The organism is Propionibacterium acidifaciens DSM 21887, assembly GCF_000426605.1.
In the GTDB taxonomy this organism is placed as follows: Bacteria; Actinomycetota; Actinomycetes; order Propionibacteriales; family Propionibacteriaceae; genus Propionibacterium; species Propionibacterium acidifaciens.
The window spans coordinates 23,893-50,431 of the sequence record NZ_AUFR01000009.1 but is presented as its reverse complement, the minus strand read 5'-3'; the positions used below and the strand labels follow the sequence as shown (position 1 = coordinate 50,431).

The window sequence follows — 26,539 nt, the reverse complement described above, 5'->3', positions numbered from 1 at the left end:
GGCGTGGGGGGCGGCAACATGTCAGTGGGCCGCCGTACCCTGTTCGTGAAGTGAAGCGCGGGCCGGGCGAGCACTGACACGGCAGGGCGGCCGCCTGCGCCCACGACGCCCCGCACGAGCATGAAAGCGAGCAGAGTGCACGAGACGATTCCGCAGCCGTACCGCCTGTCCTTCCTCGTCGGCGGCCTGTTCGCCGAGGAGTCCAGGGTCGCCGCCCGGCTCCACGGGGAGCTGGGCGACTGGGCGGCTGCCCGCCGGGCCCTCGACGAGGGCAATCTGCTCCACGCCCGCACGCACGCCACGGCGGTGCGGCTCGCCCGGGAGCTCGTCCAGCGCATGGCGACCCTGAGCGACGAGGAGACGGCGCACGTGGCCACGGCGCCCGGGCCCGACCACAGGCACCTCATGTGGGTCGCGTTCTGCCGCCGGTACGCCTTCGTCGGCGAGTTCGCGCAGGAGGTGCTGCGCGACGGCTTCCTCCTCGGCGCTCCCGCGTTGGGGGCCGAGGACTTCGAACGCTTCTGGGCCGCGAAGGCGTTGTGGCACCACGAGCTCGATGCGGTCAAGCCGTCCACCCGGTCCAAGCTGCGCGTGAACCTGTTCCTTGCCATGCGCCAGGCGGAGCTCCTCGACGACGGCCGGATCCTGTCTCCGCTGCTGTCGTGCGAGGTCGCCTCCTTCCTCCGCGCCCGCACGCCGAGCGATCTCCGGTTCTTCCCGGTGGAGGACGCGCTGGTGGGGAGCCCGGCATGAGCGAGCGCAACCTGGCCGAGGAGGAGCAGCGTGTTCTGGCGGTGCTCTCGTCCCGGCGCTTCCAGCGGATGAAGGGCTTGGGCCGTGAGGTGCCCTTCTTCATCTGGGCCTATCCACCCGAGTGGGAGCTCGAGGTGGCGGCCGCCGCCGGCAGAATCCGGACCGCGCTGCAGACCGAGCAGGGCCTGACCGTCATCACCATCGACCTGTTCGAGCTCGCGATCGGCATGCTGGGGGAGCGCGGCGTCCTCGATCGGCTCGACGAGCTGGAATCCCGCCGTTGCAAGAGCGACTTCCAGCATGATCTCCAGCGGATGCTCGACCCCGAGAAGCACATCGCCCCGGCCATCAGGAAGCGTCTCGACGCCCAGCCGGACTACGACATCCTCTTCCTCACCGGCATCGGCAAGGTCTTCCCCGTCATCCGCACCCACACCGTGCTGAACAATCTTCAGACGGTGGCCTCGAGCCGGCCGATGCTGGTGCTCTTCCCCGGCGAGTACCGTCAGTCGGCCACCCTCGGCTCGGCCCTCGTGCTGTTCGGCAGACTCTCCGACGACCAGTACTACCGGGCCAAGAACATCCTGGAACAGGAGCCAGCATGAGCGACGTCACGATCGGCAGCATCTTCGCCAAGGACATCGCCCGTCCGATCGAGGGCGTCATCAAGGCCGACGACGCCGAGCATCTGGCGACCGAGATCGACGAGTACGTGCTCACCGGCGAGACCGCCGCCGCCCTGTCCGATCTGCTGGAGGCCTACACCGCCCCGGTCTACGGCGGCGGCAACGGCGTGTGGATCTCCGGTTTCTTCGGCTCCGGAAAATCGCACCTGCTCAAGATGCTCGCCCACCTGCTGGGCGATGTGCCGGGCCAGGATCATCCTCGTGGGTCGGTCGTCGACGCCTTCACCGCCAAGGCCGAGGGCGATTCCATGCTCGCCGCCTCGCTGGCGAGGGTGGCGCGCATTCCCGCCACCTGCCTGCTGTTCAACATCGACCAGAAGGCGCCGCTCATCGACAAGAACCAGACCGACGCCCTGCTGCAGGTCTTCGTCAAGGTGTTCAACGAGGCCCGCGGCTACTACTCTGGCGAGCCGTCGGTGGCCCGCTTCGAACGCGACCTCGACCGCCGCGGCCTGCTGGGGCGCTTCCGCGAGGCCTTCGCCGAGATCGCCTCGGTGCCCTGGGAGCAGGGCCGCGAGGAGGGCATCCTGCAGGAGCGCAATGTCACGCAGGCCTGGGCGAAGGTGACCGGGGAGCCGCCCACCGAGAACATCCTCGCCCGCTACGAGGAGCGGTTCACCCTGTCCATCGAGGACTTCGCCGACGAGGTCGCCCAGTGGCTGGCCGAGCGCCCCGCGGATCGTCGGCTGCTGTTCCTGGCCGACGAGGTGGGCCAGTTCATCGGCTCCGACACGAAACTCATGCTCAACCTCCAGACCATCGTCGAATCCCTCAACACGAAGTGCGGCGGCAGGGCGTGGGTGTGCGTCACCAGCCAGGAGGACATGGACGGGGTCATCGGCGACCGCACCACATGGCAGGCCAACGACTTCTCCAAGATCCAGGCCCGCTTCGCCACCCGCATGAAACTGACCAGCCGCGATGTCGAGGAGGTCATCGAGAAGCGCCTGCTCGGCAAGAACGCCGACGGCGAGGCCGAGCTCGACGCGCTGTACGACGCCCAGCGCGCGAACTTCCGCACCCTGTTCGACTTCGCGGACGGGGCCAAGACCTACCGCAACTATCAGGGCCGGGAGCACTTCACCGGCAGCTATCCCTTCGTGCCCTACCAGTTCCCGCTCTTCCAGGCGGCGCTGGTCGGCCTGTCGGGGCACAACGTGTTCGAGGGCCGCCACGCCTCGGTCGGCGAGCGCTCCATGCTGGGCGTCATCCAGGACGTGGCGAAGGAGCTCGCGGACGAGCCCGTCGGCGCCGTGGCGCCCTTCGACCTCATGTTCTCGGGCATCGGTCAGACCGTGAAGGCCGCCGCGATCCGCAACATCCTGGAGGCCGAGAAGCAGCTGCCCTCCGGCTCCGAGACCTCCACGATCGCGATCCGCCTGCTCAAGGCCCTGTTCCTCGTCAAATACGTCGACGGCTTCACCGCAACGGCCCGCAACCTCACCGTGCTGCTCTACGACCGCTTCGACCAGGACATCGCCGGGCTCACCAGCAGGATCACCGGGGCCCTCGACCTGCTGGAGGGGCGGAGTTATGTGCAGCGCGCCGGTACCGCGTACGAATACCTGACCGACGAGGAGCAGGAGATCGAGCAGGAGATCAAGAACACCGACATCGGCCCGGCGGAGGTCTCCAAGCTCCTGTCCACGATCATCAGTGACGACGTGGTGAAGTCCACGACCTTCCGCCACACGCCGACCGGACGCGACTTCAAGTACGAGCTGCGGCTTGACGACGTCCTCTACAGCCGCGCCCATCCGCTCGCCGTCCACTACGTCTCCCCGGCGCTGGGGCAGCCGCGCGAGGTCGTCATGGCGCAGTCCATGGGGCGCGACGAGGTACGGGTGCTGCTGCCCGACGACCCGCGGCTGTACGCCGACCTGCGCCTGCACGTGCAGACGGACAAATATGCGCGGCGCCGGCGCTCCTCGTCGCTGACCGAGACCCAGCGCCACATCCTCGACGCCAAGAGCCGACTCAACCAGGAACGCCGCCGAGAGCTGGTCGGACGGGTCAGGGAGGCCATCGAACGGGCCGAATTCATCATCAACGGAGCCCAGATCAATGTGCGGGCGGTCGGCCCGAAGGACCGCATCGACGAGGCCATGGCCCAGCTCGTCGACCGCACCTACACCCAGCTCTCGCTCCTGGACGGGATCAACTACGCCGAGCCGGACATCACCCGGTTCGCCGAGGAGGATCCCGCCATGATCGACCGCGGCGAGGACAGGCTCCAGCCGGCGGCCGACGAGGTGGTGGCCTTCATCACCGCCCAGCACCGGCTCAATGCCACCGTCACCGTCAGGGGAATCGTGGAGAGCTTCGAGGACAAGCCCTACGGCTGGCCGCTGGCGGCGATCCTGTGCGCCGTCACCAGGCTGTGCACCACATCGCAGGTCGCGCTCTCCCTGGACGGGCGCAGGCTCAAGCGCACCGAGCTTCCCGAGGCCCTGTGCAACGGTCACAAGCACGCAGGCATCGTCGTGACCCGGCAGCGCCGGTTCGACCCGGCCGCGGTGCAGCGCGTTCGCGCCTTCGCCCAGGAGTTCTTCTCCCGGGGCGAGCTGCCGGCCGATCCCTCGGAGCTGGCATCCCAAGTCAAGAGTGCCCTTGCCGAGGAGCGCCGCGATCTGCGGACGACGCACGACGCCTACGCCGGCACGTACCCGTTCATGAGGCTGCTCGACGAGCCCCTCGCTCTGCTCGACCGGACCCTCGAGAAGCCCACCGAGTGGTACCTCGAGGAACTACCCGCCCATGCGGACGATCTGCTGGACGCCAAGGAGAACGCCATCGACCCGGTGCGCCACTTCCTGGCCAGCCCCCAGAAGGGCATCTACGACGACGCGATGCGGCTGGTGGGCGCCAACCGCGACAATCTCGCCTATCTCCATGACGGGCAGGCCGAGAGGGTCCAGGCCCTGCTGGACGATCCGCGGATCCTGCGCGGGCAGGGCATCAACCGGCTCAAGGAGACCGCAGCGGCGCTGCGGAGGGGTCTCGGCCGGGTGCTCGACGACGAGCGCGAGAAGGCCGCCGCCGTGGTCAACGCACGGGTGGCGGCCATCCGCGGCAGCGCCGCCTGGGCCGAGACCACCGACGAGGCCCGCGCCGGGGTCGAAGATGCGGGCAGCAGCGTCCAGGTCAGGATCGCCGATGCCGCCTCGGTGCCGCTCATCCGCCAGATCGCGAACGACTTCGACGAGGACGGCTACACCGAACTGCTCTCACTCGTCGAGACGGCCCGCCCGCACCGGGAGCAGGGCTCTGACGAGCCGGCCGCCCCGCCCCGGCCCATCGTCCCGATCCGTCGCCTGCCGAGGCCCCGGGCCAGGCTGCTGCGCACCACCGCCGACGCCGACGCCTACCTCGAGGAGCTGCGCGCCATCCTGCACGAGGCCATCGACTCCGGGAAGCAGGTCTCGCTGTGATCGACACGAAGAAACTCGAAGCCTTCGCGGCCTCGGCCCGCAGCGGGCTCATCGCAGAGGTCGAGGCCCGGCTCATGGCCGCGCTCGCCCCGGCCTCGACCGCACGGGTCGAGGCCCCCGGTGCGGTCGGAGAACTCGAGGACGCCATCGCCCGCCACGGCGGGGGCCGGGAGGGGCGACGGCGCATCGTCGAGGAGCAGGCCTACGCATGGTTCAACCGGATCGTCGCCCTGCGCTTCATGGACGCCAACCGGTGCACGCCCACGCCCGTCGTCTCGCCCGAGGCGGGCCGAGCGAGCGGCCAACCGGCAGTGCTGGCGGCGGCCAAACGCGGCGAGTTCGACCCCGATGTCTTCACCCGCCCGGCGCAGGTGGAACGCATCACCGGCCTGCTCGACGGAACCCTGACCAGCCACGACGCGCAGGGCGAGGCCTACGGGCTGATCCTGGCCGCCCACTGCGCCTTCTGGCACCGGGCCATGCCCTTCATGTTCGCCGCCGACGGCAGCTTCACGAGCCTGCTCATGCCCGGCAACCTGCTGGCCGACGGCTCGGTGCGGGCCACGGCGGTCGAGACCCTCACGGTCGAGGACTGCCAGGACGTCGAGGTGATCGGCTGGCTCTACCAGTTCTACATCTCCGAACGCAAGAACGAGGTCTTCGCCGGCTTCAAGAGGAACAAGAAGGCCGGCCCCGACGAGATCCCCGCCGCGACCCAGCTCTTCACCCCGGACTGGATCGTCCGCTATCTGGTGCAGAACTCTGTTGGCCGTCTGTGGCTGCTCAACCACCCCGAGTCGGCCCTGGGCGGTCGGATGGAGTACTACATCGAGCCGACCGGCGAGGAGGACTTCCTGCGGATCGAGCGGCCCGAGGAGCTGACGGTGATGGACCCGGCCTGCGGTTCGGGGCACATGCTCACCTACGCCTTCGACCTGCTCTACGAGATCTACGAGGAGGAGGGCTACGCGCCCTCCGAGATCCCCGAGCTGATCCTCACCCACAATCTGCGCGGCACCGAGATCGACGGCCGCGCCGGGGCGCTCGCGGCGTTCGCGCTCATGATGAAGGCCCGGGCCCGGCAGCGCCGCTTCCTGCGCACGCACGTCCAGCCCCGGATCCGTGTCATCGAGTCGGCCGAGTTCACCCCGGACGAGCTGGACCGCCTCGTCAGCGCCGGCGGCGACCGCCGGGCCGAGGAGGACTTCTGGCAGTGCTTCCGCCATGCTGACATGCTGGGCTCACTGATCAGCCCCGACTCCGAGACACTGGCAGTTGCCAAGGCGCAGGCGGAAGATCTCGACTCTGACACTCTGGTCGGTGCGAACCTGAGAGAACGCGCCGAACAGGTGCTGTGCCAGGCCGAGTACCTCGCCCGCGAGTACGCCGTCGTGGTGACCAATCCGCCGTACATGGGCAGCAAGAACATGGATGCGGTCCTGTCGGACTGGGGGAAGACGCACCACCCGGCGGCCAAGGCCGATCTCTTCGCCGCCTTCATCGAACGGTGCCTCGCGCTGGCCGAGGGCGGCCACGGGCTGGTCGCGATGATCACGATGCAGGGCTGGATGTTCCTCGGATCCTTCGAGGAGCTGCGACGCCGCATCCTGAGCTCGGCCCCGCCGGTGACGATGGCGCACCTGGGGGAGAGGGCCTTCGACTCCATCGGGGGCGAGGTGGTCTCCACCACTGCCTTCATCCTCGAGCAGGGGCGCTCTCCTGAGAGACAGTCCTGCTACCTCAGGCTGGTCGAGGGGAGTTCCGAAGCGGAGAAAGAGGAACTGCTCGCAGAGGCGGTGAGGGGGAGCGCTCCCCGCTTCATCTTGACAGCCCGGGAACTCGCCAGTGTCCCAGGCGCTCGCATCGCCTACTGGCTCTCGCCCGCCATGCTGAGGGTCTTCGCCGAGGGCAGCCCATTGGGCGAGATCGCCGCCCCGAGGGTTGGTCTCCAGACTGGAGACAACTTGCGTTTCCTGCGCCACTGGTTCGAGGTCTCCCGGGACAAGTCGTGCTTCACCGCCGCATCCCGCGAGGAGGCCGCCGCCAGCGGTGCGAAGTGGTTCCCCCACCTCAAGGGCGGCGCCTTCCGCAAGTGGTGGGGCAACCAGGAGTACGTGGTGAACTGGGAGCATGACGGCGCCGAGATTCAAGAGTTCCGTGACGCGGGAGGGAAGCAGAAGTCTCGCCCGCAGAACATCGACTCCTACTTCAAGCCGGCGATCTCGTGGTCTCGAGTGTCGAGCGGTGAGCCTTCTTTCCGTTTTACGAGTGAAGGATTCATTCCGAACGATGTGGCGCCAGTCATTTTAGGCTCGGATCTTGAGAGGCTTGCGCTGTTGAATTCGACTGCTACTCAGAGGATTCTCGAGTCGCTTGCGGCAACCATGCACTTCGAAGTCGGTCAACTTGCGGAACTTCCCATCATTGACTTCGGCGTGCCCGATGATAATTCCAAAAGTGCGTCAATTGCTGATGGTCTTATTGAGTTGTCTCGTGGGGACTGGAATTCATATGAGCTCTCTTGGGGCTTCGTCGGTTCGCCGCTGATGGAGTGCACTCAGCCCAATGAATCTCTCGAGGGTGCTCTTGAGTGTTGGTGGAATGACTCGACTCGTGCTGGCCGTGAGGCCCAAGAGCTGGAGGAAGAGAACAACCGTTACTGGACCTGCGTCTACGGCTTGGAGGATGAGGTGCCGACCGAGGTTCCGCTCAACCGCGTCTCCCTGACCTCGAACCCCTGGTTCCGTTATGCCCCCGCCAAAGGCGAAGAACGTAGCGAGGCTGAATACCGCGAGCTGTTCGCGGCCGATGCGGTCCGCGATCTCATCTCCTACGCCGTGGGCTGCATGTTCGGCCGCTACAGCCTCGATGAACCCGGGCTCATCCTGGCCAGTCAGGGCGAGACGATCCAAGACTACGTGGCACGGGTACCAGAGCCCACCTTCGCGCCGGACGACGACAACGTCATCCCCGTGACACAGGACGACTGGTTCGAGGATGACATCGTCGCCCGCTTCCGAACCTTCCTCAAGGCCTCCTTCGGGGAGGCGAATCTCGAGGAGAACGTCCGATGCATCGAATCCGTTCTCGGGAAACCCCTGCGACGGTACTTCCTGAGGGACTTCTACAAGGACCACTGCAAGCGCTACTCGAACCGCCCGATCTACTGGATGTTCTCCTCGCGCCCCGATGGCAAGGGCGTCTTCAACGCGCTGATCTACCTGCACCGCTACACCCCGGCGACACTGAACACCGTGCTCAACGAGTACCTTCGCGAATTCCAGACCAAGCTCCGTGCAGAGATCGACCAACTGGAACGATCCGATAGGAGTGCGAACCTCAAGAGGGCCGACAAGTACCGCAAGGACCTGCTCGAATGCGAGGACTACGAGCGCGACATCCTCTACCCGCTGGCCACCCGGAACCTCGATCTTGACCTGGACGACGGCGTCCTGGTCAACTACCTCCGCTTCGGCAAAGCCCTCGTCAGAATCAAGGCCATCGAGGAGAAACGTCACGACGTCGAGACGTGGACATGGCCCGTCAACCCGCTCCAGCCCGAGGAGAGCAAGAAATGACTGCTGAGAACATTCTCAAGGTTCGTGAGGACTCCAAGCCGATCCGGTTCAAGCAGAATGGAGAAGATGGCTTTCGGGTGACCAGCGATAATCGGTCATCCTGGTTCGGTGAGAACCTTGGCGTTCCAGACCTTCGCAAGAGGATCGAACCATGGCTCTCCTCACTGTTCCAGTCCGAGCATCTGTCACTCCTCGCCGGGTCTGGCCTCACTCACGCTGTCCATCACCTTGCAGTAGGTAAGTCTGCAACGGGGATGAACACGCCGAAGTTCAAGACTTGTGGAGACAAGATCAGCAAAGCCGCAAAAGAATCTGCTGAGCGCATGTCGAGGAACGGGGAGAACCTCGAGGATGCGTTGCGCGTGGCCAATGAACTGCTACGAGGTCTTGAAATACTGGATCATGACCGAACCGATGATCTCCGCTCAGAGATCGACATGACCATCAATGAGTTCGCGCAAAGCATACTGACTAGCGAACGTGGGATAGCTACCGCGGTGAGCGAGAAGAGGGAACAGGCATTCAATGTTCTCGTGTCCTTCCTGATGAGCTTTGCCGGCAGAGGCGGACCTCGTGAGCGTCTTCACATCTTCACCACGAACTACGATCGCCTGATTGAGGCCGGAGCTGAACTCGCCGGCATGCATCTGCTGGACCGTTTCGTCGGAACGCTGGCACCCGTGTTCCGGTCATCACGACTGAATCTTGACATGCACTACAATCCTCCCGGCATCAAAGGAGAACCACGATTCCTCGAAGGCGTTGCTCATTTCACCAAGCTGCATGGATCGGTGGACTGGGTGACGACAGGGGAAGACATCAGACGGGTTGGTCTGCCGTTCGGAGCAGAATCACTGGAACCATATCTCGAAGCTCCCGGGCTGAACGGCGCCTCGGCCTTCCAGCTCATGATCTATCCGAACTCGAGCAAGGACAGGGAGACCGCCGGGTACCCCTACGTGGAAATGTTCCGCGATCTCGCAGGAGCTCTGTGCCGTCCAAACAGCACCCTTGTCACTTACGGGTACAGTTTCGGCGACGACCACATCAACAGAGTCCTCCGGGACATGCTCACCATCCCATCGACGCATGTGGTCATCATCTCGCATGATGATGCATCGAACAGAATCATCAAATTCTATGAAAATATTGGTCGAAGCGCGCAGATGAGCCTACTGGTTGGCCCGGATCTGGCTGACCTCGCGAAGCTTACACAGAATTATCTTCCCAAACCTGCGATAGACCGCACCACCTTCCGGATGGCAGAGCTCCTCCGCCAGAGATTCGGGACCGAAGAGCCTTCTGCGGAGAAAGGCCGGGAGGGGGCCGGGCCGGGTGATGAGTCATGAGTGCAACACCGATTGCTTATGCTGGTGCCCTGCGCATCGGAACGGTTGACTTCGTCTCCTCGGATGAGATCAGAGTCTCGTTGGACATCGAAGCGCCAGAGGACATCGCTCTCAACACGGGCATCCCCAGACCCTTCCCCCGTCTCAACGGTTACGTCTTGGTCGGCACGAGTGATGGCTACATGGTGGGCCAGATCCAATGGATCACGGTTCAGCCCTCCCAGTTCCCCAAACGCAGGGGAATGCAGGATTTCGGTCTCGTTGATCTCCCGTACCCGGTGCGCAAACTGAGTCTCAACCCGCTGGGTACACTGCAACGAGGCTTATTCGCAGCGTCTGCAGACGACGTTGTGCCTGGGGATGGCGATCGTGATCCAACCCCGATGAATAGGCCTCAACAAGCCAGTGAACCAGAAAATGAAAATTCCTATAGCTTCACCCGAGGGATGAGCACCTACCCTGCAGTCGGTGATGAGGTCCTGCTTCCCACTCAACGTCAGCTGCGAGCGATCGTTGAGTCCGGGGTGAATCGACGGGTGCGTATCGGCACCAGCCCTCTCGCTGCGAACGCTGAGGTCAGAATCGACCCGGATCGTCTGTTCGGTCGTCATCTCGCCGTCTTGGGGAACACGGGAAGCGGAAAATCCTGTTCGGTCGCCGGTCTCATCCGCTGGTCTCTTGAGGCGGCTCAACGCGAGTGCGGGGATGAGAGGAATCCGAATGCGAGGTTCATCATCCTCGACCCCAACGGAGAGTACTCGCATGCGTTCGATGACATACAAGGGGTGCGTCGATTCGCCGTTGAGACTGGGGAAGGAGCCGATCAACTCCGTGTGCCGCTCTGGCTCTGGAACAGTGCGGAATGGAGCGCATTCGCCCAGGCGACAGCGAAGACCCAACGTCCCACCTTGGTGCAAGCGCTGAGGACGGTCAAGGATGGATCTGTTGATGAAAACACTTCTTCTCGGCAGGAGATGAGAAGATACCTGCGGACGATCGTGAGTCTGATCCAAATGGCCAAAAATGCTGGAACGCCGTGGTCGGGTTTCCCCAAGGCAAAAGGCTTCTTTGAGATGATTGAGAAGTGGAAAGAAGGTCTCACCGTCCAGAGCTCTTTCTCGGAGTGGGAAGTCAAAATGATCGAATCACTTTCCAACAATATGAACACCTTGTTAACTTCTCGTCAGCCTGCTCACCCTAATTGTAACCTGAGTAAGGAAGAGGTTGATATTCTTCTTTGCACTGCGAAGATGGCTTACGAAGCATTCGGTGGTAGCGATTCCGATGCTCTCCCGATTGATGCTGATCTTCCCTTGCCCTTCACGGGTGACCAATTGCTGCGCAGCGTGGAGGCCAATGCCGAGCTCATGGGTGTTTCAGACTATGTCGAGACGATGCTCATACGAATCAAGGCCCTGCTCTCGGATGCCCGGATGAAGCAGATCGCGGGCTCTGGCGGAAATATTTCAGAGGAGTCCCTTTCAGACTGGCTCGCGTCATACATCGGGGACGATGGAAGTGCAGCTGTCCCTGTTTCCATCATCGATCTTTCCCTCGTCCCCGCAGAAATAGTGCACTTGGTGACAGCCGTCATCGCCCGAGTGACGCTCGAAGCGCTCCAGCGCTACAGGAGACTCAACGGTGGGAAGACCCTGCCGACGGTTCTTGTGATGGAAGAGGCGCACACCTTCGTCAGGCGTTATCGTGATGACCCCGACAATCAATCCGTTGCCGCAGTCTGCTGCAAGGTCTTCGAGAAGATCGCCCGAGAGGGCAGAAAATTCGGTTTGGGGATGGTTCTCTCGTCCCAGCGGCCAAGCGAGCTCTCTCCAACGGTGCTGTCCCAGTGTAACTCTTTCCTGCTCCATCGAATCAGCAATGACAAGGATCAAGAACTGGTGAGTAGGCTGCTTCCTGACAGTCTGAGTGGCTTGCTGCACGATCTCCCCTCCCTGCCCTCTCGGCAGGCCGTACTGCTCGGATGGGCCTCCGAACTGCCAGTGCTGGTCGAAATCGATGAAATTCCGGAGGAGTACCGTCCGAAATCTGACGATCCTGATTATTGGGGTGTCTGGTCAGGGGAGAAGAGGCGAGACGTTGACTGGAAGAGCGTTGCGGATGACTGGCAGCAGGACATCGCCGGATTGACGTCCGATAATAATGACCAAGCCGATCTGTAAGGCGATGGGGAGGCAAGAGAGGCTGAGGGCAATCGATGAGCAGGAAAGACGTTCCAGCAGTCAAGCGGAATGAGAGCCACTGGTGTGCCGGTCCGGATGAGCACGAGCATGAGGGGGAATGGTGAACGGCGGGGAGATCATCCTCTACCAGGCCGATGACGGCAGTCACGTCCAGCTTCGGGCCTCGGGTGGCACGGTGTGGCTCACCCAGGCGGAGATGGCCGGGCTCTACGGCACATCGGTGCCGAACATTGCCCAGATCGTCAGGCGAGTCCTCGCGGACGGCGAGGTCGCGGCGGAGACTGTTAACTCAGAGTTAATGGTTCGTGTAGAGGGCGCTCATACCGTGCGCAGAACGCTCCTCGCCGAGGACCGCTACGAGCACTACGACCGGACGCGACGGGCGCTCGACGCCCAAGAAGCGGACGAGGCGGACCTACGGAGCTTGCGGGAGCTCGAGCACAGGGCCGGCCCGACGAAGGATGATGGAGGTGGCGGGCATGAGCGCCCTGCCCGCCACCGCTCGTGAGGATGAGGAGGTGCAGCCGTGGACGGACTGCTGATCCTCGACCCGGACGGCCGGGTCGCCGATGTCGAGGGCAAGACCCTCGAGTTCAAGCGTGATCTGTCCTCGCCCGAGCGGCCCCTGCGCACGATCGTCGCCTTCGTCAATTCCGCCGCCGGGCCCTGTTCCCGCGCCGACCTGTTGACGACGATCGGTCTTAGTGATGCCTATGGGAACTACCGTCGGCACCTGCTGCCGCTCGTCGAACAGGGCTATCTGGCCAGGACCATCCCGGACAAACCGAACAGCCGCTTCCAGCGCTACCGACTCACCGATGCGGGGCGTGCCCACCTCGATGCCGTGGCGGGAGACGCCGAATGAGCGCCCTGTCCATCATCCAGCGCCAGCTCGGCGAACGCTTCGAGGCCCCGGGGGAGGCCGGCCGGATCGTCATCTGGAACGACCCGGACGGCGACTACGACAACGGCTGCATCGAGGATCTTGATCTGCCGGGCGTGACCGTGCTCCGCGTGGACGGCAACGAATTCGCGATCAAGCGGCGCGTACTGGCCGCCGAGCCGACGCGCAAATTCCTCATCCACCGCCCCTCGCCCGTTCCGGACGATCCCGTGGCGAACTGGCTGCTCGACCTCGAGCTGGCATACGGAACCTTCACCGCCGACCCCGCCTCGCTCGTCGTCCAGGAACTCGGCGGCGGTCCGGCACTGCGCGAGATCGCCGAGCAGTACCCGGCCTTCTTCAGGCAGGAATCACGCGTCGCCGCCCTCAAGGCCCGGTTGGAGGACGGTGACGACGCCACCGACATCGCTGCCAAGATGGTCGCCACCGTCATCGGCTGCCAAGGGAACTCCTTGGATGTCATCTGGCGCAATCTGCTGACGGAGAACGCCTCGGGCGAGTCGACATGGATCGACGAGATCACCGGGCTCGGCCTGGCCGGTTTCCACTGGGCCGGCACCCGTGACATCTACGGCTACGGCGCCGAGACGCCATCCGTCGACGACTTCGTCCGGTGGCTCTTCGCGCGGGCCTGGGAGAAGTTCGCCTCGCCCACGCCCGGCGAGTACCGCAACATCGGCCGGGACTTCAGCATGTGGAGCAACGACGTCCGCTTCGCGGACACCCACCGGGCCCTGGCCCGCCGGGCCGCCGACGAACTCGCCATCGAAGACCGCGTCGCTGAACTGAACCTGCCCGCCCTCGCCGAGCGCTTCACCTTCGAGGAAGTGGACCAGCGGATCATCGCGCTCCTGGCCACGGGCGTCGAACAGCGAACCATGACGGACCAGGACGTGCGCAGAACGGTGGGGCGGCGCGCCACGGGCATCTGGTACCAGCAGTACGAGCAGGACTATCAAGCCATCGCCGCAGCCTCCACGCTGTCGACCCGCATCGAGGCGCTGCCCCCCTCGATCGGCTCGCCCGCAGAGGGATTCCGCCGTTACGTCGAGGAATGGTTCGCCATCGACCAGTCCTACCGCCAGTTCATCGTGCACGCGGGCAGGGCCGTCCTCGACGAGCCACTGGGATCCCTCAGGCAGAGGGTCGAGGCGCTGTACACCGGCTCCTACCTGGGGCCCCTCGGGAACGCCTGGCAGGAGCAGGTCGACACCATGGACCGCTGGACGGTCGATGAGGCGCCCGCGGCCACCTCGTTCTACAACAAGCGGGTCCGTCCGGTTCTGCACCGGGGCAACAAGATCGTCGTCATCGTCTCCGACGCCCTGCGCTACGACGTGGCCGAGGAACTCGCCCGCCGCATCCGCGAGGAGGACCGCTTCAGCGCGGAACTGACCGCGATGCTGGGCGCACTGCCCTCGTACACCCAACTGGGCATGGCAGCGCTCCTGCCGCACAAGACCCTGGCTCTCGCAGAGGGGAGCAAGGGGCTCGTCGAGGTCGACGGCGGCCCCTCCGACGGGACGAAGAACCGCGCCCGCATCCTTCAGGCCGTGGGCGGCACCGCCGTCCAGGCCTCCGACTTCACCCGCCTGCGGCCCGGTGAGGCCCGCGAGCTCGTCAAGGCGCACCGGGTGCTGTACCTCTACCACAACCAGATCGACGCAACGGGGGACGACCCGACCACCGAATCGAGGGTGTTCCAGGCCTGCGAGGACACCATCGAGGAGCTGATCAGGCTGGTGAAGAAACTCGCCAACGCGAACGTCAACAACGTCCTCATCACCGCCGACCATGGTTTCCTCCACCAGGACACGCCCCTGGACGAATCGCAGTACCTCACCGAGAAGCCGCACGCCGATGCCCTGCTGTACGCGAATCATCGTTTCGTGCTGGGCCGCGGTCTCAAGCGCAGCCCGGCCTTCACCACCTTCACCCCCGCTCAGCTCGGACTGGCGGGCCGGGTCGAGGCCCAGGTGCCCAAGTCGATCCACCGGCTGCGCATGGCCGGCTCGGGGGCGCGCTACGTGCACGGCGGGGCAGCATTGCAGGAGATCGTCGTGCCGGTGCTCGCCATCAACAAGCGCCGCACCTCGGACACCCGGCAGGTCGCCGTCAGGATCATGGCTCAGACCGATCGCATCACCACCGGGCAGATCACGGTGGTGCTCCACCAGGAGGAGCCGGTCAGCGAGAAGGTGAAGGGGCGCACCCTCATCGCCGGTCTCTACGCCGATGACGTCCTCATCTCGAACGAGGTGCGGGTTTCCTGCTCGCAGACCTCGCCCGAGGAGCGGGACCGCCTCTTCCCGGTCACCTTGATGCTCAGCAAGGAGGCCGACGACGCCAACGGCCGGACGGTCGAGCTGCGCCTGTCCGAGCAGGTCGGCGCATCGGAACGACGGCCATACCCGGACAAGGCCAGATTCACTCTGGTGCGCACCTTCACCAGCGACTTCGACTTCTGAGCTCAGGGGGCATGCATGAACGACGAGATGGACGACACGGCGGGGCAGGGCTACCGGGCGCCGGACGCGGCGGGCCCGGCTCCCCGCCCCGGTGGCATGACGCCGCTCGACCGTAGGATCAATGAGGCCTTCCCCGGCGTGGTCGTGAGGAAGGACCTCGTCAAGGCGGTCAAGGGCAACGCCATCGTCCCCACCTACGTGCTGGAGTACCTGCTCGGCCAGTACGCCGCCACCGACGACGAGGCGAGCATCCGCTCCGGCATCGAGCAGGTGCGCAACGTGCTGCGCGACCACTACGTGCACCGCGGCGAGAACCGCCTGGTGCAGTCGCGCATCAGGGAGAAGGGGCGGCACCGGGTCATCGACAAGGTGTCCGTCGCGCTCAACGAGCGGGACGACGTCTACGAGGCGGAGTTCTCCAATCTCGGCATCTCCCGGGTGGAGATCAGCTCCGAGGTGGTGCGCAAGCACCCCAAGCTGCTCACCGGCGGGGTGTGGTGCATCTGCGACATCGTGTACGCCCACTCCGGCGATCCGAAGGAGGCGCCGTGGCGGCTGCACTCCCTCAAACCCATCCAGCTGTCCAACCTCGACCTCGACGGCTACCAGGCGACTCGCGCCAGATTCACCACTGACGAGTGGATCGACCTGCTCGTCCAGTCCATCGGATTCAACCCAGAGCTGCTCGGAGCCCGAGCAAAACTGCTGCACCTGGTGCGGCTCATCCCCTTCGTGGAGCGCAACTACAATCTCATCGAGCTCGGCCCCAAGGGCACCGGGAAGTCCCACATCTACTCGGAGTTCTCACCCCACGGCATGCTGATCTCCGGCGGGGAGGTCACCGCGGCCAAGCTGTTCGTCAACAACTCCACCGGGAGGATCGGCCTGGTCGGCTACTGGGACACCGTGGCCTTCGACGAGTTCGCCGGACGCAAGAAGCGGGCCGACCGGGGGCTCGTGGACATCATGAAGAACTACATGGCCAACAAGTCCTTCTCCCGCGGCGTGGAGACGCTCGGCGCCGAGGCCTCCATGGTCTTCATCGGCAACACCACCCACACGGTGCCCTACATGCTGAAGAACTCGGACCTGTTCGACGAGCTGCCCGAGCAGTACCACGACCCGGCCTTCCTCGACCGCATCCACGCCTACATTCCCGGCTGGGAGTTCGAGCAGATCCGCGGCGAGATGTTCGCCACCGGCTACGGGTTCGTCGTCGACTACCTCGCCGAGGTGCTCAAGTCGATGCGCGACCTCGACTACTCCGACCGCTACCGAGAGCATTTCCAGCTCTCCGCCGACATCTCCACCCGCGACCGCGACGGCATCCACAAGACCTTCTCCGGCCTCATGAAACTGGTCCACCCGACGGGGCGGGCGAGCTGCGACGAGATCGAGGCGCTGCTGCGCGCCGCCATCGAGGGGCGCAAACGCGTCAAGGACCAGCTCGTGCGCATCGACACGACGATGACCCCGGTGCGTTTCGGCTACCGGGGCGCCGACGGGGAGTGGTCCTCCGTCCCGGTGCTCGAGGAGAACGAGTACCCCGAGCTGTACCGCCGTGGCACGCCGAGTGCGGACGTCGCGGACGAGGGGGAGGCTGAGGCCTCGGGCCGAGGGCGAAACGGAGTCGGCGCGTCGGCCGGCAACGAGGAGGGAGCCCGCAGCGGCGCCGCCGGGGATGCTGCCGGCTCGACAGCGGACGGGGCCGTGCCTGCGCCCACGGACTCGTCACCGGCGGTGTCGGAACTGGAGGAGCAGCATCTTTCCTTCCGCGACGGTCAGCGCGGATTCAGCTTCGATCGCTTCTTCGGCCCCTACCTGCGGGGTGCCACGAAGGTCACCGTCGCTGACCCGTTCATCCGGCAGCCCCATCAGGCGAGGAACCTCATGGAGCTCATCGAGACCATCGCCAAGGTCACCGATGACGCCACTGAGACCGAGGTCCATCTGGTCACCAAGGTCGACGAGAACCCCGAGCACGCCAGGAAGCAGCTCGCCAACCTGGAGATGATCCGCACCAGCTCCGCCGTCGCCGGCATCGGCTTCGACTACGAGTTCAGCGACACCATCCACGACCGTTCGATCAGCGCCGACACGGGCTGGCTCATCGTCCTGGGCCGCGGTCTCGACGTCTTCCAGCCCTTCGACACGGACTGGCTCGATCTGCGCCTGCGCCAGCAGCGCTACCGGCAGGTCAAGGAGTTCACCGTCACGTACATGCGACGGGACCAGTCGCGGTGACGCCGTTCCCCGGCGACTCATCCAGAGGCTTATTCACAAGAGTTGTTCGCAGGAGTGCTTCCCCCTGTCAGACCTCCGTCCTGTCGTGCTGTGAATAAGCTTCCCAGAACGTCACCCCCTGTGCCCCTCTGGCCGGGGGCTCCGCTCGACATGCTCCGTTTTGCACGCCTCGGATTCGGGGATCCTCACCGGCGCACTGGATCTTGACGGGGGCGCTTCATGCCGGCCCCCACGGGCGGGGCTCCCTTCGTGCACGAGTTCGGCCATCTCCGGGTCGAGATGCCGGCCCCTCACGGGCGGGACTCCCGTCGCACCAGCCGCTCCGCCGGCTGATCGCCTGGCCCTACGTACCGACCGCGGGCGAGATTCCCTCCCCGCCAGCCACTCCGCAGGGCGCGGGCTCCCGCGTGCCCTGCCGCCGGCGCCCCGTCCTGGTCGCCGGGTTCTGGCCCGTCCGGCGATCGTGTCGGTGGGCACCTCTACACTGTTGCGCGGAACATCACTGGACGGTGGGGCGGGGGCATGAGCGCTGAGGACGGTCGCGTGAGCGATCTCGTGGTGCCGAGTGCCGGCGTGCCGCGGACCACCGACCTGGTTCTTGTGCGCCCCGCTCCGGAGGCCTGCCCCGGCTCGGGAACTCCTGACGCCGACGCCCGCGTCCCCCTCCGCGCCTGGCAGGCCGAGGCGCTCGCCGCATGGCGCGACGCAGACCGCACGGGCGTCGTCGAGGCGGTGACGGGAGCGGGCAAGACCCGCGTCGGCATCGCCGCGGTGAGCGAGGCGGCCACCGCGGGGATGCGGGCGGTGGTGCTCGTGCCGACCAGGACGCTCGTCGCCCAGTGGGCGGATTCGTTGCACGAACTGCTGCCCGGCATGGCGGTGAGCGCCGACCTGAGGGCATCGCAGCCCTGGCGGGTCATGGTGACCACGGTCCAGGCGGCCCACCACCGTCCGGCCCTGCGGCAGGGGGAGAGCGGTCTGCTCGTCGCCGACGAGTGTCACCGCTACGGGGCCGAGTCGTTCTCACGGGCGCTGCGCCCCGAGTACGCGTGGCGGCTGGGCCTGACGGCGACGCTGGCCCGCGGAGACGCCGGTGACAGCATCCTGCGCGACTACTTCGGCCCTGTCCGCTTCGGGATGGGCTATCAGCGGGCCGCCGCCGACCAGCTCATCGCCCCCTTCAAGATCGCTTTCGCCGCCGTGCCCCTCGGCCGTGACGAACGGGAGACCTACGACGAGCTGGAGGAGACCCTGTTCAACGTCCGTAAGAAGCTGGTCCAACACCATGGCCTCGAGCCCGAACCGGTGGGCGAATTCCTGAAGCAGGTGAGCCGGCTGGCCGAGCAGGGGGAGTCCTCCGCGGGCCGTCGTCTCGCCCGCTGCTACCTGGCCAGGTTCGCCGACCGCCGCGCCCTGCTGTCGGGGACGCGCATGAAGGCGCTGGCGCTCGAGGGCCTCGCCCCCGCCGTGCGGGCCAGCGCGGGGGCCATCGTCTTCACGCAGACGAAGGAGGGCAGCCGCGAGGCCGCGGAAGTCCTGGGCTCCGCCGGCTGCCGGGCGGCCGCCATGCACTCGAGCATGGCCGACCAGGAGCGCGAGGAACGGCTCGAACTGCTCCGCGACGGCTCGGTCGATGCGGTCTCGGCGCCGCGCATCCTCGACGAGGGCGTCGACGTGCCGGACGCCGATCTCGGCGTCGTCATGGCCGCGACCAGGAGCCGCCGCCAGATGATCCAGCGCCTCGGCCGCGTCCTGAGGCGCAGGCGGGGCAAGATCGCCCGCTTCGTCGTGCTCTACGCGCAGGACACGGTCGAGGATCCCCTCGCCCGGAGGCCGGTGTCGAGCGGGCAGCAGGACTTCTACGCGGAGTGCACCCCCGCTGCGTGCGAGATGGGGGAGTTCGACCTCGGCACCGAGGATGGCCTGCCGCATCTGCTCGAGTTCCTCGCCGCCGATCCCCGGGCGGGCCGGGCGGTGCAGGAACGGATGATCCGGGCGGCGGGCCCTGACACGGGCCGGAACGCCTCGCAGCGCACCGGGGGCCGTGCAGCCGATGCCCGGGCACGGGCCCGGCCGCCCGCGGAGCACCGGCGCAGTGGCGAGCGATGCCGGGGGCCGGGACGGCTCCGCCTCCGACCGCACGCCCGTCGGCCTCCGGAGCAACGGCAGGGGCCGGAAGAGCGGCCGTCCGAGACGCCCCGGCGGGGGCGAGCCGTCGGCGGACGCGCTGCGCGACTACCGGGAGGCCATCAGGAGGTATCCGCTGCTCGACGCCGAGGACGAGCGCCGCCTCGGCGCCCTCATCGAGGCCGGCCTCTACGCCCAGCACCTCCTCGAGGCCGCTGATGAGCGCTTCGACGAGGAGGACCTGCGGCGCATCGCGGCGGAGGGCCGGGCCGCCCGCCACCAGTTCATCACCTCGAACCTGAGGCTCGTGGTGTCCATCGCCGCGCGCCACCGGAGCCGGGGCATGGAACCCATCGACCTCGTGCAGGAGGGCAACCTGGGCCTCATCCGGGCCGTCGAGAAGTTCGACCACCGGCGCGGGAACAAGTTCTCCACTTACGCAACCTGGTGGATCAGGCAGTCCGTCACGAGGGCCCTCGCCGACCGGGGCGCCCTCATCCGCGTGCCGGTGCACTTCGAGGAGAAGCGCCGGGCGGCCGACCGCATCCGCCGGGGCGAGGGTCTTGGCTGGGGCGGGTTCGTCCGCGCGCACCCCGACGGGCTGCCCGACAGGGCGATCAGCGCCGACGAACTGGGGCGCGCCGCCAGGCTCTCGCGCCCGGTGCTCGACGTGGACCTGCTGGACGAGGATGCCCGCATCATCGCTGTCCCCGGGGCCGGGCAGCCCCCGCCCGATCCCGAGGAGCTCGTCGAACGGTTCGACCCGGACCGGGAAACGACGGAGATCCTCGAATGCCTCGGCGCGGAGGATCCCCGGGCGATGAGGATTCTGCGTTACCGGTACGGCCTGGTGACCGGGGAGCCCGAGACCCTGGACGTCATCGGGACGCGCTTCGGCCTCACCCGCGAACGCATCCGCCAGATCGAGAAGAAGGCGCTCGAGCGGTGCCGTGGCATCGCCGCCGAGCTCGCCGCCGGGCCGCCGGCCTCACCGGAGACCGTGGCGACAAGGACGGCGCCGAGGGGAGGGGCGCGCACGGCGCCCAGGGCGCCCGCGGAGCCGGGGCCCGCGATGGCCGCCTCGAGGGCAGGCGCTCCGAGGGCAGTCGGACGCGCGGCGAGGACGGCCTCCCGAGCCGGTTCCGGGGCCCTCGGGCGGAGGGGGCCCTCGGTCGGCGCGATCCCGCCGGGGCCTTCCGGAACCGCGGGTCGGAAGACGACTGCGGGTGGCGCAGCGGGCGGGCCGGCGCGGAGCGTGCTCCGGCGCCGCGAAGCGGCTCCCGGGATCGAGGAGCCGGGACGGGAGCAGGCGCCGAGGCGCGCCCTGCCGGACTCCGTCGTGGCGTTGTACCGGCCGCGGCGGGCCCTGCCCGGCGACGTGCCGCCGGAATCCGGCCACCGTCCCAGACGGGTCCTCGACGAGGACTCGGAGCAGGAGCGCTACCGCCCCCGGCGGGGGCGCGACGCCTGAGGGACGCCAGAGACGCTGCGCTGCGGGCCCGGCCGTCGCGTTCTCGCATGAATTAGGCTAGCCTTTCCAAAATACGATCTTGCGGCTCGGCCATCGGCCGTCCGCCGCGGGGCCGTTCGTGATGGCCGGGGGCGGCCAGAGGGGAGGGCGCGATGAGCAGCGGTTCCGGACCGATGGACGAGCCGGTCGACGGCGGCCCCGAGCCGAAGACGTCGCGGGAGCCGGGTGCGGGGGCGGAACCCGGCCAGCAAGCCAGCGCGAGCGCCGTGCTGAGGCGCTTCACGAGGCCGGTGGCGCGCACCATCATCGTGGGCGCGGTGCTGACCGCCGTCTCCTCCGTGTGCACCTTCATCCCCTACCTCGTCATCACCCGCATCGCCCAGCAGGCGCTCACCGGGCGGATCGACTCGTCCCGCGAGCTCGCCGTCCCGCTCGCCGTCGCCGCCGTCGCCGCACTGGCGGGCCGGGCGCTCTTCGGCCTGGGAACGGGCATCTGCCACCACGCCGACGCGGACTTCCGCGTCAGGGTACGCGAGGAACTCATCCGGCACCTGTCCCGGGTGCCCCTCGGGTGGTTCCTCGACAACCCGTCCGGTGAGGTGAAACAGGCCGCCTCCGACGACGTGCTGTCCATGCACCAGGCGGTCGGGCACGCCCCGGCTGACATCACCGCGGTACTCCTGTCCCCACTGATCCCGCTGGTCTACCTGTTCACCGTCGACTGGCGGTTCGCGCTCGTCCTGCTGCTGTACGTCGTCGTGGGCCTGGGTGTCTCGCTCATCCTCATGAGCAAGGACCACGATCGCCTGAACCGCGAGTACAACAACGCCATCGTCGAGCTGTCCGCCGCGTCGGTCGAGATGATCGACGGCGTCGAGGTGGTGAAGACCTACGGCACCTCGGCCCGCGCCAACCGGCGCTTCTCGCAGGCCGTCGACCGGCTGTCCGCCATCGCCTACCTCTGGGCCATCAGAACAGCGGCGCCGTTCAGCACCGTCATGGCTCTCTTCTCGCCGGCCGTCATGCTCATCCTGCTTTCCGCCCTGACCATGTTGTTCGTCTCGCGGGACTGGCTGGGGCTCGTCGACTGCGTCCCCTTCCTCATCCTCGGCGTCGGCATTCCCAGCGCCCTGCTCCACATGGCAACCTCCCTCGGTTTCCTGCGTCTGGCCCTGCAGAGCAGCGGACACTTGGGCGCCGTCCTGGCCGCCGAGCCCCTGACCGAGCCCGACGAACCCGGCGAGTTCCCCGACGGCGAGCTGGGCGTGCAGATGGATGGGGTGAGCTTCGCCTACGGCACGGACTCGGCGCCGGTGCTCACCGACGTCGACATCACGCTGAGCCCGGGCACGGTGACGGCGCTGGTCGGGGACTCGGGCAGCGGCAAGACGACCCTCGCCCGCCTCATCCCGCGCTTCTGGGACCCGGCGTCGGGAGCGGTGAGGATCGGGGGCCTGGACCTCCGCGACGTGACGACCACGCAGGTGCTGTCGAGGACGGCCATGGTGCTGCAGGACAGCATGCTGCTGCGCCAGAGCATCCGCGACAACATCCGCCTTGCGCGCCCCGACGCGGACGACGACGAGGTCATCGCGGCGGCCAGGAGCGCCCAGATCCACGACCGCATCATGGAACTGCCCCACGGCTACGACACCGTCATCGGCTCCGACGACGGCGAGTTCTCCGGCGGCGAGGCCCAGCGCGTGGCCATCGCCCGCGCCATCATGCAGGACGCGCCGATCCTCATCCTCGACGAGGCCACCGCCCACGCCGACCCCGAGAACGAGGTGGCCATCCAGGACGCGCTCGCGCACCTGGCCCGGGGCCGCACGACCGTCGTCATCGCGCACCGGCTCAACACCATCACCCACGCCGACCAGATCCTCGTCGTGGAGCGCGGGCGCATCGTCGAACGCGGTACCCACGACGAGCTGCTGGCCAGGGACGGGCGATATACGGCGCTCTGGCGCAAACAGACGGTCAAGGAGGGGAGCGACGCGCGATGATCATCGACCAGATGGACCGGCTCGCCGCCGGCAGGACCGGCGTGCTGCCGCAGGCCGGGGCCTACGTCGTCACGGGCCTGCTGGAGGCCGCCATCTTCGCGCTGCTGCTGCCGCTGCTGCGCAGCCTCGTGGGCGGTGACCTCGGCCGGGCCCTCGTCCTGCTCGCCATCGGGGCGGTGGTGGCCGTCGCCTACGGCATCGTGCTGTACTGGGTGGACAACCGCGGCTATTTCATCGGCATCAAGCACGTGCTGCGGCCCATCCAGCACCGGCTGGGCGACCACATGGTTCAGCTGCCCCTCGGCTGGTTCACCAAGGAACGCAGCGGCCAGATGTCGACCCTGCTCACCCACGACCTGCAGATGATCATGAACATGCCCAGCAACTTCATGCGGCAGCTCATCTTCTCGATGCTGACCCCGGCGACGGTCGCCGTCCTGTTCTTCGTCGTGGACTGGCGGGTGGGGCTTTCGTTCCTCGTCCTCACACCCGCGTTGTACGCCAGCTCCCGCTGGATGGCCAGGGCCGCGGGCGACGGGCATCTCGAGGAGGAACGGGCCGGCGCGGAGCTCTCGTCCCGCATCCTGGAGTTCGCTCAGGCGCAGCCGGCCCTGCGTTCGGCGAACCGCAACGAGTCGGCCTGGGGCGCCCTGCAGGAGGCCATCACAGCAGACCGCAAAGCGACAGTGCGCACCCTGCGCATGACGAGCATGCCCATATGGCTGCACACCCTGCTCGTTCAGGCCATCTACGCGCTACTGCTCGTCGTCTCGGCGCTCGTCCTGGCTTCCGGGGGCATCGGCGTCGCCGACTTCATCTTCGTCGCCGTCCTGGGGCTGCGGGCCGTCGACTCGCTCAACGCGGTCGGCCAGCAGGGCATGAACCTGCGCGTCTCGCAGAACGCCCTCGACGCCGCACAGCGCGTCCTCGACGAGGAACCCCTTCCCCAGCCGAGGACACCCGCGGTGCCAGGAGGATCGGGCATCGAGTTCGCACATGTGAGTTTCTCGTACGACGGTCAGCGCCCCGTACTGGACGACGTGACATTCACTGTCCCCGAACGCACCCTCACCGCGCTGGTCGGCCCCAGCGGTTCCGGCAAGACGACACTCACCCGGCTCGTCGCGCGGTTCTGGGACGTCACCGATGGCAGCGTGCGCATCGGCGGAACCGACATCCGCGACATGAGCACCGAGGATCTCATGGCGCGCATCGCCCTGGTGTTCCAGGACGTCTACCTGTTCGACGGCACCATCGAGGACAACATCCGGCTCGGCGGCCCGGACGCCGACAACGAGCAGGTGCGCCGCGCCGCCCGCCTCGCCGGCCTGGACGAGGTCGCAGACCGGCTGGACGACGGCTGGGACACCCGGGTCGGCGAGGGCGGCAACCGCCTGTCCGGCGGTGAGCGGCAGCGGGTGTCCATCGCCCGCGCACTCCTCAAGGACGCACCCATTCTGCTGTTCGACGAGGCCACCGCCGCGCTCGACGCCGAGAACGAGGCGGCGATCGTCGCGGCCATGCACGAGCTGGCCCGCGACCGCACCGTCATGGTCATCGCGCACCGCATGTCCACCATCGCCGCAGCCGACCAGATCGCCGTCCTCGAGGACGGCCGCATCACCCAGCTCGGCACCCATGAGGAACTCGTCGGCCGGCCAGGGCGCTACGCCACGTTTTGGAACGAGCGGGTGAAGGCGCAGGGCTGGCGCATCACCAACGAGTGACCCCTGTCGCGTCGGCAGTCGTTCATCGTGCGCCCGGGGGAGAGCAGACTCCGTCAGGCCGTACGAAGAGCAGGCCACAGCACACCAGACCCCGAGGCCATCCCGCGACGCGGGGTCGTCGACGGGACGCCCCGGGGCCGTGCGCGGTCAGTCGGTGAAGGCGCCGGCTAAGCCACGATGTCGGCGCAGGAGTCGATGCTCCTGATGAGGGACGCCAGATTGCTCGCCGTGGTGACGCCCTCGAAGCAGCTGCCGACCGACGCGTTGAGGTCGCCTCGCGCGTTCGGCTCCAGGCCCTCCCGGCCGATCCGGTGCGGCGTCGTCCGCGTCCTCGACCTGCCATTGCTCCTGGAACTCCTCGGGTGCGATGCTGCCGACCGAGACGAGCACCTGGCCGACCCCGGGGTCGACAACTACTGCTGCTGATTGTCTCGGTCATCATGTGGCTCCTCCTGCCCTGTCGGGCGATGGAACCACCTACACCGTTTCGTGGACAGTCCTCAGTGACATCAATGGTTAGGTAAAGCTATGCTAACCACTGTCATGCTGACAGGCTGTATGGAACGGCGACGCGTACCCCATGGGAGGAATGCTCATGCTCGAGTCCCGGACGACCGGACGCGACGACGAGGTAGTGCTGTGCGTGAGCGAGCTCTGCAAAACCTTCGGACGGGGTGACAAAGCCACCGAGGTGCTCAAGGGGCTCTCCTTCGAGGTCCTGAGAGGCTCGGTAGTCTCCCTGCTCGGCGCCAACGGTGCCGGCAAGACGACGCTGGTGAACATCGCCTCGACCCTCATGCTGCCCAGTGCGGGCACAGTGCGGGTGTGCGGAGCCGATGTCGTCGATGAACCAGCCGCGGTGCGCCGCACGATCTCCCTCACAGGTCAGTTCGCGGCCGTCGACGGTGAACTGACCGGCCGCGAGAACCTCGTCTTTTTCGCCCGACTCCACGGTTTCGGCGCGTCCGCGGCCAGGGCCCGCGCCGATGAACTGTTGCGGACCTTTCGCCTGACCGATGCCTCCGGTAGGCGTGCGGCGAACTATTCAGGGGGCATGCGCCGTCGGCTCGACATCGCGGCCTCCCTCGTCGTCGAGCCCTCACTGCTCTTCCTCGATGAGCCAACCACCGGTCTGGACCCGTTGTCGCGGCGTGAATTGTGGAAGACCGTCGACGAGTTGCGCGACCGCGGGGTCTCGGTGCTGCTCACCACCCAGTACCTGGACGAGGCCGAACGGCTCTCCGACGGCATCGTGCTGTTGCGCGGGGGACGGGCCGTGGCCCAGGGCGCCCCAGGCGAACTGCGCCGCCGCTTCGGCGCCCCGATCTGCCGACTCGGTTTCGACGAGGCCGAGACGGCCGAACGGTGCGCCATCGAGTTGCTGCCGGGCGTGCTTTCGCGTCCGGCCGAGGATTTCCGGGCCGAGGCTCTCGAGGTCCTGTTCATCACGCACAACGGGGCCCGAGATCTGTCCCGGTGCGTGGCTGCACTGGCGGATGCGCAACTGGAGCCTGTCTCGGCCTCGCTCAACCCGCCCTCCTTGGACGAGGTTTTCCTCGGCACAGCCTTCGCCGACACGCAGGAGGACTGAGGG

16 protein-coding genes are annotated in these 26,539 nt (G+C 66.9%); all 16 read left to right on the top strand.

What is annotated here, in order from left to right; genetic code table 11:
- Positions 1 to 120: 120 nt before the first annotated feature.
- The 16 genes from K336_RS0104655 (at position 121) to K336_RS0104580 (ending at position 26,536) form a co-directional block, all read left to right on the top strand.
- Positions 121 to 753, top strand: coding sequence for a DUF1819 family protein (locus K336_RS0104655; RefSeq protein WP_081660586.1), 633 nt, complete (start codon positions 121 to 123; stop codon positions 751 to 753).
- Positions 750 to 1,358 (top strand): DUF1788 domain-containing protein, encoded by a 609-nt coding sequence (locus K336_RS0104650; protein ID WP_028706417.1) that lies wholly within the window; start codon positions 750 to 752, stop codon positions 1,356 to 1,358. The genes K336_RS0104655 and K336_RS0104650 overlap by 4 nt, the downstream gene beginning before the upstream one ends.
- Positions 1,355 to 4,870, top strand: a complete 3,516-nt coding sequence (brxC, locus tag K336_RS0104645; RefSeq protein ID WP_028706416.1) for a BREX system P-loop protein BrxC — start codon at positions 1,355 to 1,357, stop codon at positions 4,868 to 4,870. The genes K336_RS0104650 and brxC overlap by 4 nt, the downstream gene beginning before the upstream one ends.
- Positions 4,867 to 8,448 (top strand): BREX-1 system adenine-specific DNA-methyltransferase PglX, encoded by a 3,582-nt coding sequence (pglX, locus tag K336_RS0104640; protein WP_211223444.1) that lies wholly within the window; start codon positions 4,867 to 4,869, stop codon positions 8,446 to 8,448. The genes brxC and pglX overlap by 4 nt, the downstream gene beginning before the upstream one ends.
- A complete protein-coding gene (locus K336_RS17505) occupies positions 8,445 to 9,797 on the top strand; it encodes an SIR2 family protein (protein WP_081660585.1) in 1,353 nt (450 codons plus the stop codon). Before pglX ends, K336_RS17505 begins: the two co-directional genes overlap by 4 nt.
- Positions 9,794 to 11,977 carry an ATP-binding protein gene (locus K336_RS14445; protein WP_043150298.1) on the top strand — a complete coding sequence of 728 codons (2,184 nt, stop codon included), beginning with the start codon at positions 9,794 to 9,796 and terminating at the stop codon, positions 11,975 to 11,977. The genes K336_RS17505 and K336_RS14445 overlap by 4 nt, the downstream gene beginning before the upstream one ends.
- A gap of 118 nt (positions 11,978 to 12,095) precedes the next feature.
- A complete protein-coding gene (locus tag K336_RS16820; protein WP_051245407.1) occupies positions 12,096 to 12,506 on the top strand; it encodes a hypothetical protein in 411 nt (136 codons plus the stop codon).
- 18 nt (positions 12,507 to 12,524) lie between these two features.
- Complete coding sequence (locus K336_RS0104620; RefSeq protein ID WP_028706414.1) at positions 12,525 to 12,863, top strand: Fic family protein; 339 nt, start codon at positions 12,525 to 12,527, stop codon at positions 12,861 to 12,863.
- Positions 12,860 to 15,370 (top strand): BREX-1 system phosphatase PglZ type A, encoded by a 2,511-nt coding sequence (pglZ, locus tag K336_RS0104615; RefSeq protein WP_028706413.1) that lies wholly within the window; start codon positions 12,860 to 12,862, stop codon positions 15,368 to 15,370. Before K336_RS0104620 ends, pglZ begins: the two co-directional genes overlap by 4 nt.
- Before the next feature lie 15 nt (positions 15,371 to 15,385).
- Positions 15,386 to 17,614, top strand: a complete 2,229-nt coding sequence (gene brxL, locus K336_RS0104610; protein WP_028706412.1) for a BREX system Lon protease-like protein BrxL — start codon at positions 15,386 to 15,388, stop codon at positions 17,612 to 17,614.
- Positions 17,615 to 18,157: 543 nt separating this feature from the next.
- On the top strand, positions 18,158 to 19,960 hold the full coding sequence (locus K336_RS19675) for a DEAD/DEAH box helicase (protein WP_162142557.1): 1,803 nt from the start codon (positions 18,158 to 18,160) through the stop codon (positions 19,958 to 19,960).
- Positions 19,842 to 21,212 carry a sigma-70 family RNA polymerase sigma factor gene (locus K336_RS17500; protein WP_233418722.1) on the top strand — a complete coding sequence of 457 codons (1,371 nt, stop codon included), beginning with the start codon at positions 19,842 to 19,844 and terminating at the stop codon, positions 21,210 to 21,212. Before K336_RS19675 ends, K336_RS17500 begins: the two co-directional genes overlap by 119 nt.
- Before the next feature lie 152 nt (positions 21,213 to 21,364).
- Positions 21,365 to 23,218, top strand: coding sequence for an ABC transporter ATP-binding protein (locus K336_RS14425; protein WP_211223443.1), 1,854 nt, complete (start codon positions 21,365 to 21,367; stop codon positions 23,216 to 23,218).
- Positions 23,215 to 24,945, top strand: coding sequence for an ABC transporter ATP-binding protein (locus tag K336_RS0104590; RefSeq protein ID WP_028706411.1), 1,731 nt, complete (start codon positions 23,215 to 23,217; stop codon positions 24,943 to 24,945). Before K336_RS14425 ends, K336_RS0104590 begins: the two co-directional genes overlap by 4 nt.
- A gap of 195 nt (positions 24,946 to 25,140) precedes the next feature.
- Complete coding sequence (locus K336_RS0104585) at positions 25,141 to 25,371, top strand: hypothetical protein (RefSeq protein ID WP_028706410.1); 231 nt, start codon at positions 25,141 to 25,143, stop codon at positions 25,369 to 25,371.
- Positions 25,372 to 25,540: 169 nt separating this feature from the next.
- Complete coding sequence (locus K336_RS0104580) at positions 25,541 to 26,536, top strand: ABC transporter ATP-binding protein (protein WP_021797261.1); 996 nt, start codon at positions 25,541 to 25,543, stop codon at positions 26,534 to 26,536.
- Positions 26,537 to 26,539: the final 3 nt, after the last annotated feature.

Bases quoted from the DNA above. Each gene is read 5' to 3' on its own strand.
- K336_RS0104585 (WP_028706410.1), top strand. From the start codon at position 25,141: ATGCTCCTGATGAGGGACGCCAGATTGCTCGCCGTGGTGACGCCCTCG.
- brxC (WP_028706416.1), top strand. From the start codon at position 1,355: ATGAGCGACGTCACGATCGGCAGCATCTTCGCCAAGGACATCGCCCGT.
- K336_RS0104655 (WP_081660586.1), top strand. From the start codon at position 121: ATGAAAGCGAGCAGAGTGCACGAGACGATTCCGCAGCCGTACCGCCTG.
- K336_RS14445 (WP_043150298.1), top strand. From the start codon at position 9,794: ATGAGTGCAACACCGATTGCTTATGCTGGTGCCCTGCGCATCGGAACG.
- K336_RS16820 (WP_051245407.1), top strand. From the start codon at position 12,096: ATGGTGAACGGCGGGGAGATCATCCTCTACCAGGCCGATGACGGCAGT.
- K336_RS17505 (WP_081660585.1), top strand. From the start codon at position 8,445: ATGACTGCTGAGAACATTCTCAAGGTTCGTGAGGACTCCAAGCCGATC.
- K336_RS0104650 (WP_028706417.1), top strand. From the start codon at position 750: ATGAGCGAGCGCAACCTGGCCGAGGAGGAGCAGCGTGTTCTGGCGGTG.
- K336_RS14425 (WP_211223443.1), top strand. From the start codon at position 21,365: ATGAGCAGCGGTTCCGGACCGATGGACGAGCCGGTCGACGGCGGCCCC.
- K336_RS0104580 (WP_021797261.1), top strand. From the start codon at position 25,541: ATGCTCGAGTCCCGGACGACCGGACGCGACGACGAGGTAGTGCTGTGC.
- K336_RS0104590 (WP_028706411.1), top strand. From the start codon at position 23,215: ATGATCATCGACCAGATGGACCGGCTCGCCGCCGGCAGGACCGGCGTG.
- pglZ (WP_028706413.1), top strand. From the start codon at position 12,860: ATGAGCGCCCTGTCCATCATCCAGCGCCAGCTCGGCGAACGCTTCGAG.
- brxL (WP_028706412.1), top strand. From the start codon at position 15,386: ATGAACGACGAGATGGACGACACGGCGGGGCAGGGCTACCGGGCGCCG.